Origin of the sequence: Psychrobacter urativorans (genome assembly GCF_904846675.1) — a bacterium.
Lineage (GTDB): Bacteria > Pseudomonadota > Gammaproteobacteria > Pseudomonadales > Moraxellaceae > Psychrobacter > Psychrobacter urativorans_B.
The window spans coordinates 1-5,325 of record NZ_CAJHBT010000043.1 but is presented as its reverse complement, the minus strand read 5'-3'; the positions used below and the strand labels follow the sequence as shown (position 1 = coordinate 5,325).

The 5,325-nt window shown below is 38.6% G+C and carries 6 protein-coding genes; 2 read left to right on the top strand and 4 right to left on the bottom strand.

The window, feature by feature from the left end; genetic code table 11:
• Positions 1-125: 125 nt before the first annotated feature.
• Positions 126-1,088: a replication initiation protein RepM gene (repM, locus tag JMY06_RS11520; protein WP_201618390.1), complete on the top strand. Its 963-nt coding sequence runs from the start codon at positions 126-128 to the stop codon at positions 1,086-1,088.
• A gap of 82 nt (positions 1,089-1,170) precedes the next feature.
• Here repM and JMY06_RS11515 read toward each other — a convergent pair whose 3' ends face one another.
• The 4 genes from JMY06_RS11515 to JMY06_RS11500 are packed head-to-tail and all read right to left on the bottom strand — an operon-like array spanning position 1,171 to position 3,940.
• Positions 1,171-1,917: a zinc ribbon domain-containing protein gene (locus JMY06_RS11515; RefSeq protein ID WP_201618389.1), complete on the bottom strand. Its 747-nt coding sequence runs from the start codon at positions 1,915-1,917 to the stop codon at positions 1,171-1,173.
• Between the two features lie 36 nt (positions 1,918-1,953).
• Positions 1,954-2,148: a hypothetical protein gene (locus tag JMY06_RS11510; protein WP_201618388.1), complete on the bottom strand. Its 195-nt coding sequence runs from the start codon at positions 2,146-2,148 to the stop codon at positions 1,954-1,956.
• 4 nt (positions 2,149-2,152) lie between these two features.
• Positions 2,153-3,685, bottom strand: coding sequence for a MobQ family relaxase (gene mobQ / locus JMY06_RS11505; RefSeq protein ID WP_201618387.1), 1,533 nt, complete (start codon positions 3,683-3,685; stop codon positions 2,153-2,155).
• A gap of 12 nt (positions 3,686-3,697) precedes the next feature.
• Positions 3,698-3,940, bottom strand: a complete 243-nt coding sequence (locus JMY06_RS11500; RefSeq protein WP_201618386.1) for a hypothetical protein — start codon at positions 3,938-3,940, stop codon at positions 3,698-3,700.
• Positions 3,941-4,933: 993 nt separating this feature from the next.
• Here JMY06_RS11500 and JMY06_RS11495 point away from each other — a divergent pair.
• Positions 4,934-5,245, top strand: a complete 312-nt coding sequence (locus JMY06_RS11495) for a hypothetical protein (RefSeq protein WP_201618385.1) — start codon at positions 4,934-4,936, stop codon at positions 5,243-5,245.
• Positions 5,246-5,325 lie beyond the last annotated feature (80 nt).

Sequence of the window (5,325 nt, the reverse complement as noted above, 5' to 3'; positions counted from 1 at the left end):
TACTTACCCATAAGCTTACGTTTACTTACCATTTAATTACTAATATATTTAAGGTGTTTAATTACTAATATATTTATGTTATCTTAATTACAGATTTTAATGATGTAATTAAAAAGGTGGCAGGAATGGCGAAATCTAATCTAGTAGTAAAGACCCATCATCTCAATACTGTTCTACAAAATCTAAAGCTGGCTGAAATACGCATCGTCCAACTGGCGGTGGTTGATGCTAGAGAAACTGGTAAGGGTTTGACAGCAGAAACACCCTTACGTATTGACGCTCTTAGGTATGCAGAGGTTTTCAATACGACAAGGCAGAATGGTTATTTAATGATGAAAGAAGCTGAAGATACGTTGTTTAACAGACGTTTTAGCTATCTTGATGATGAGGGTAAGCTGGTTAAATCTCGCTGGTTATCCCAAGTTAGATATTTAGATGATGAGGGAGCGATTGAAGTCGTATTTACTCCAGCTGTGGTTCATGGGATTACTCGGATTGATGGTGCTGAAGAGTTTTTTACTAAATATTTACTAGAACAGACGGCTGCGATGACCAGCAATTACTCGGTAAGGCTTTATGAGCTACTGGTTCAGTGGAAGACCGCTAAAAAAACACCTGTGTTTGAACTAGATAAGTTTAGGGGTCAGTTAGGCGTTGCTGATGAAGAATATAAAGCAATGAGTAATTTTAAAATAAGAGTGTTAGACCTTGCCGTTGAAGAGATAAACGAAAAATCAGACCTCAATATTAGTTACACTCAAAAAAAGAAAGGACGCAAGATTATAGGTTTCAGTTTTACTGTTTTAGAGAAGATAAAGACAAAAGAAAATAGTATCGAGCGTGACTCTGCCAATGGCGATATGTTCACTATTGATGGGTTGTCGGATAAGCAGCTGAAGCGCATTGTTCTTCATAAGGGATTTATCAGCACTTATGGGAGTTTGGCGACTGGTGACAATGGGCGTGACTGGAAGCTGTTTACTGAATTTATGGTGAATGAGATTAAGAAAGACCCTAGCAATTTTAGTCAGAAAAAACCCATTAGGGAATATTTGAACGGTAAAGACAGTGATTATGAGTATGCGTGATGGCTGAAGGTAGAAGCGGGTCTGAATGGGGCGGTTTCCCATTCAGACCCGTTTTTATCTCATTAGTTTATTTATTAAATTTCTATTCTAGAGAGGTGACATTAATTAAAGTGCCGCTCTCATTAAACTCACAGAGTGCTTTGTTTATCATAGTTGCACCAAAGCTATTCTCAGCATAATAGCTCATTTCCAAATTAAAGCCTTTGTTAGTGGAATAACGTCTTGTAGCACTAAAGTCCACATTCATAGATTTAGGGTTCTTCAGCTGTGATTTTATAACAAACTCGCATTTAGTCACTAGCATTGCTTTGCTTGTATCATTAGCTACTGACTTAGTTTGTTTTTGACTTGCTCTTTCAGCTTTCCTTGCTGCGACTGTTTCTGGGCTGGGTTCAGGAGTAGACGCTACCATAAAAAATAATACAAGAATTCCTGAAATAACGTATAAAACTAGTTTGTTGATACTAAAGTGTTCAGCTATCTCTTCTTGGGCTGGTGGTAGAAGTAGTGCAATGGCTGTTACTGCTAGTAATAGTGATACTGATGTTACTGATAATACAACCATTATAAAGATGATAAATAACCCTACAATCAGGACAGGAAACCAACTTAACCCCTTCTGAAAGTTAGACTTTACAGGCTCTGGTTTTATATACTTTTTTAACGTAACAACCGCCAATTCTTTAATAGGTTCTTCTTTAATATTTTCTTCTTTAAGAGTTTCTTTATGAATATTTTGTTCTTGGATAGGTGAACCACAATTAGGGCAAGCCAATGCTCTACGGCTAACTGACTTTCCACAATCCTCGCAATTTACTAGATTTTCCATTCCATGAAACCCTTTAAGTAACGTACAGTGCTTAAATTAAATCTCTAAATGCGGTGCTTGTGATTGCTTTATTCGTAGGTCGGACTTCGCTGTTATGTCCTTGCCCCAATTGGTTGCCCTTGCTGCTACCAGCTGGCGGTAGTTCTCGTCCTCGCTCATTTGTATGGCGTTAAGTGCTGACCTATCTATCCAATCTTGCACTAAATCGTTTTGTTCTTCGTTATTGCTCATATCGCTATCGCTCCATGCCCTTATTTTTATTCTTACTGGTACGCACTTGTAGCGGTTCAACCTTTGGCTCTTGCTTCTGCTGCTGCTCTTTGTATTCTTTGATAGCTTGCTGACCTTGCTGCGCTTCTTGCACTGTCTGCGGTTCGTTTTTGGCTATCCAATCTTTAGCGTGTTGCTTATATTTCCCGCTATCCTGAAACTCTTTAACGCTTATTTGACGTTCTAGGCTTCGCAATACCATACGTTTTTCTAACTGCTGTTTTGACCACTTGCTTTGACTGGTCATCATAGGTTTTTTTGCGGTATCGTAGGCTTGCTGAAGCTCGGCTAACTCTTTTTTCAGGGATTTAAGGCTTAGTTGTTCAAACTGGTTTTCAATGTCTGCAAGCCTTGTGTCATAAACGTCTATAGCTTTCTCACCTTTCACGGCTTGGGCGTGTAGCTCTTGTGAGTGCTGAAGCAATAGCTCTTTAGCTTGCTGCTGAAGCTGCGCTTCTCGTTCTGCTTTTAGTTTGGATTGTTGGTGTTCAGCAATTCTTCTATCCGCTTGGTCGATTGCGCTAGCTGAAGCGTTAATCTCTCGTTCTGCTCCCTCAAGCTCTCGTTGACACTCCCCAACGACTTGGTTGACGAGCTTAGTTCTTCTATCCGCCCATGCTGATGCGTCAGTTGCTCTTTCAATGTCTTTAATTGCTGTTTCAAGTCTTTCTCTAGTTCTGTCATTACTCTGTTCTCGCTGCTCTGTGTCGGCTTTCAGGCTCTTTTCAATAATCGCTAGCTGCTTCATTGTATGGTTATATTCTTCAACCATACGGTTATAGTCGCCTGTCGCTGTCTTAATACCTTTGCGCTCTAGGGATGATGCTTCCCAACCTAGTTTTTTGGTGGGTACTTGCTCTAACCCTCTGTCTTTGTGGCTTCTGTGGTCAATTCGAGCATCAATCTTGGCTTCTTTGAGGTGCTTATTGGTGATATTAGCCCACTGCTCACGGATTGCCTTTAGTTCTTCCCTAGCACTTGGTAAACCACGCTCTTTAAGCTGGGTATTGCTCATTTCTAGCTGTGATTTGCTGGTTAAGGCGACTCTGCCACTCTCCAAGCGTTCTAGTTTGCGTGTGGTCAACATGATATGGGCGTGATGGTTGCGGTTGTCGCCCTGTGCATCAGGCGTATGTATTGCCACATCAACGGCAACACCGTATTGATTGGCTAAGTCCTTAGCGAAGTCATTAACGAGCATTATCCGTAAACGCCCTGATAACTCATGGGGTAGATTAACGACTATCTCTCTTGCGGTTCTGCTGTTCTTTCTTGTTTCGGTAGTTTCCGCTAAGTTCCAAAGTTCGTTGCGCTCAATCTTTAAACCGTTTGGGGTGTGAAGTCGAGTGTGTGCCACACCGCTTCTTTTGGTGTAGTCGTGTTCTTTGCCTGTGCGTTCATCTTTGATTGCGATACCAGCACGATAAGCAATAGACGCAGTAGCGGTTCTACCGCTACTGCGTGATACTGGCTTAGTCGATAGGTGGTAGATTGCCATGAGTCAGAACTATTAGTAATTAACTTTGAAGTTTTTGGGTGGCGGAGGATTGTTAGCTTCGCCTAAATCAATAATCTCTAGGTGAGTAGATACTAACTTACGTAAGTCTTCAAATTCCTTTTGATTTTCGCAAATTTTATTAAATTGCTTTTTAGGGGTCGTAAAAGAAACAGTAAATCTTTCCTCTTTAAATTTTACATCTGTAATCTGACTTAAATTAATCAACTCGTCATCTATTTTAAAAAACTTAGACATACTTATACTCCTCTAGTTTGTAGTCTTTTGGGGGTTGAGGGGGCGTACCCCATCACGAATTATGAAATCTATCTATACTGTAACGAAGTGGAATGTTAGCATAGTTTTCGTAAGTTCGCACTTAGTCAGTGGGACACAACCATTAGTTAACTAAAAATAGCTGCTTTACTTAGAATTATAATAGTTGTTATTGATGTAATAAGAATATAGATTATCTAAAATCACCTAGATTAGATAGAACCCTTAGTATGAAAAAAATAAAACTGTTAATAGAATTTTTTAAAGAATTGGACTCTAAGTTAGAAGACTTAGTTAGCTTAAACGAACCAAGTAATTACAAAACCTTGTTAGATATATCTTCTAAACTCTATGATGATGAAGTGTCACACTACAGATATCTTGAAGATAAGTCTGGGAGATTTCTTACTTTCATTACGTTTCTGTTGCCCTCTACTCTTACTATCCTCTACTGGTTATATTCCAATAATAGCAATCTATTTAACCCATACGTAGTCTTAGCTATTTCTTTGACGTTTGTTGCAATTATCATATCTCTAGTCTTTGTATTTGCATCCTACTCTCTGTTGCCGAAGCCCGTACTAATAATTTCCGAACAAAATATGAAAGAAGCAGATTCTGAAAACTTCAATAGCTTCTACCTTAGTTTTATTAAAGCTTATAATCAGTCTGTAGATAAACATAGAGCAATCAATAAGAAAAAGGCAGACCGCTTAGATTATTCGTATAAATTTCTATGTGCCTATGTCGTTCTTACTTTTATTACGGGTATATTTATAGCAATCAGTTTTATCTTTAATATTTAACTTCATGAGAGAGAATAAAATGTCCGATAAGTATAAACCTAGACCCGATATTGACCCTGTTACTGTAGGTTCAGTTAAAGGTGACAAGCAGCCTATAAAACAGCCAGCATTACCTCAAAAACCAAAAATTATATTGCCTAATAAGAACCGAAAACCATAAGGATTTATTATGAGCGACATTAGAAGTCTTGAACAAAAAAGACAAGAAGCACTCGATAAAGCAAACCGTTTGAAGAAGCAAATTGATAAAAAGCTCAACGGTCAAAAATTCGTACTTGGGGGTATGCTTATGGCTATTGCTGAACATGAACCTGACCGAATACCGCAAATTTTAGCTGACCTTGATAAATACGTGACTAGAAAAGCTGATATTAGCCGTTTAGAGGGCTTTAGGAGTGAAATAGGTAACAATGTACCTAGAAGCACTATTTTAACCTCTAGTGAGCCAAATAGGACTTCTAGTGACGATGATATAACTTAACTCTTGCTTGAAAATTTAAGTTAATAAATAATATTGTTATTAACTACCTAAGCTAGAAACAGCTGTTTCTAGCTTTTTTC